Consider the following 2,148-nt stretch of genomic DNA (forward strand, 5'->3'; position numbering starts at 1 on the left):
CCCTCGTAGCGGAGTTCGGTCACTTCGGGTGCCCCGGGGGTATTTCCGGCAGGGGACTGGGCGCTCGCAGGGCCGCCGCAACCGGAGACCACCAGCGAGACCGCCACGGCGGCAGCAACGCCCAAGGTGGAGAAAAGTCCTGCGGGTAAGTGTCGGTTTTTCATAGCGGATTCTTTCTGGATTCGATGGTGCGGCCCGGGGCTACCGGACCGTGCCCACCATCAGAGCAGAATCGAATTCGTTCCGCAGGCGCCTCGACTCCCGAGGAAACCGCGCGTAATCCGGCGACGAAATCAGCCGCGGGGCACAATCGCTACCCGGGAGGTCGCATTGGGAAGCAGTCCGCAACAGGGCAGACTCAGGCCGTCATCTGCGGCCATTCCGGGACATGTCCGCGCCCCATCGGACGGTCACTGTGAAGTCATGCTGACGCGCGGTGACTGTGCATGACGGGGCCGGCACCGCGCCGCCGCAGTCCGCGCACGAAGAAAATTCGCAGGATATGGCCGAATGTTGCGTTCCCGACGCGGCTCCGGCAGTCCTGGCCCAGAACGTCGAGCCGGACCAGCAGGACGAACAAGGGCGTGTCGGGCGCGGGCAGATCGGCGAAGCCCATGTCGATGGTGCCTTCAAAGCCGCGGCGACTGAACACCTCCACCCTTGCGGATCGCGGCGGATCGCAGCCCGGGCATGGCGCAGCTGTTTCGGAAGGGTTTGTCAGGGCGCTATGGCGCGTGCCGGGCTAAAGAGATGCCGGTAGCCAAGACGGAGAACCCCCGGGCGCAGCGGCTAGAGGCCCCGGTGGTGCTCGATGAGCCATCGCGCCATCTGCTGGGCGCGCTTGGAGGCCAGCGCGTCCCCTTCGGTGGCGGAAATGATGGAGCCTTTCATCAGGATGTGCCAGGATCGGGCAAATTCCTCGGGGCGGTCCAGCCCGGCTTCCTCGGCCAGTGCCTGGATATGCCCGCGGATGCGGCTGAGGTAATCGATGCTCGCCTTGCCCAGCGGGTGCCCGGCGCCCATTTCCAGCAGCACGTTGATGAAGGAACACGCCTCGAAATCCTCGCGCTGGAACCAGTCACCGAACACGTCAAAGACGGCGAGCAGCCTCTCCTCGGGGGTGTTGCCTCGCCGGCTGGCCTCGGCCACGATCAGGTCCACGGTCCACACCTGGTCGCGGAGTTCCAGGAAGGCCAGCACCAGTGCGTCCTTGGACGGAAAGTGCCGGTAGAAGGTTGCTTTGGAAACCCCTGAACTGCTGATCAGCTCATTGACCCCTACTCCGCGGATGCCGCGGCGGGAGAACAACTCGTAGGCGGTGGCGAGAATGCGGTCCACCGGCTCGTCGCGGCCGGCCATGGCTGTGGCGGGCAGCAGCGGAGGACCCTCGGCGTCGTTGACAGTCATGATAAAAAAATTTTACACCGGACCGAGGCGTACAGACCGGTCTGCCTCGGAGTGTGCTATCAGTCTCCCCCGGATTTTCCCCCCCGGCGCTTTCGGCGCGTAACACGCTCGCACGACGCCGGGCGGGCCGGCGAAGGGCCCTTCCGGCGCCCTACCTCCACCTAGGGATGGAGAACCCGGCTGCCATCCCGGCGTTGTGAGAACCGACTGTCCAGTGCGTGGACGAAGCTGCGGAGGGTCGCTGACTCGTGCGTGCTGTTGGCCAGCCGGACGATGGCCGAAGCCGTGTGGGCCAACTTGATGTTGTGATGCTGGCTGTAGGCGGAAAGCCGTTCGAAGGCGTCGTCGGAACCGATATGGAGTATCCCCATCAGGATGCCCTTGGCCTGTTCGATAAGGCCTCGGGTGCCGATGGCTCCGGCGACGGCCTCGCGGGCGGACCGGTCCGTTTCAACTTGAACTGTTCTGGTGAGGTCCAGGATGAACCCGTCGACGAACGACAGCTTCCCGTCACTGTCCAGCACGCCCTCCCCCGCCGTCAGGACTCGCCGTTCACGCCGGCGTGCGTCGAAGAGACGATGATAATTGGCGAAAAAACCTCCGCCACGGCACACATCCTCAAAGATTTCCCTGCACGGCGTCCGGTCGTCAGGATGCACGTGCTGCATAAGAACACCCACCGTGCGCACCACCTCGCCGCGCTGATAGCCGTGGTTCTGGTAAATCTGCTCGGACCACTGC

At 64.7% G+C, this 2,148-nt stretch carries 3 protein-coding genes; all 3 read right to left on the reverse strand.

The window, feature by feature from the left end; genetic code table 11:
- Window positions 1-421: 421 nt before the first annotated feature.
- Window positions 422-652, reverse strand: coding sequence for a hypothetical protein (locus AC1D1S_RS20790; protein WP_243177487.1), 231 nt, complete (start codon window positions 650-652; stop codon window positions 422-424).
- Window positions 653-789: 137 nt separating this feature from the next.
- On the reverse strand, window positions 790-1,407 hold the full coding sequence (locus AC1D1S_RS20795; protein ID WP_243177485.1) for a TetR/AcrR family transcriptional regulator: 618 nt from the start codon (window positions 1,405-1,407) through the stop codon (window positions 790-792).
- A gap of 161 nt (window positions 1,408-1,568) precedes the next feature.
- A partial coding sequence (locus AC1D1S_RS20800) for a PAS and ANTAR domain-containing protein (protein WP_476995408.1) occupies window positions 1,569-2,148 on the reverse strand: 580 nt, incomplete at its 5' end.

Source organism: Arthrobacter sp. P1_A5 (assembly GCF_056406825.1).

What these genes read in the sequence shown, in the direction of transcription:
- AC1D1S_RS20795 (WP_243177485.1), bottom strand. Translation starts at nt 1,407, where the DNA reads ATGACTGTCAACGACGCCGAGGGTCCTCCGCTGCTGCCCGCCACAGCC.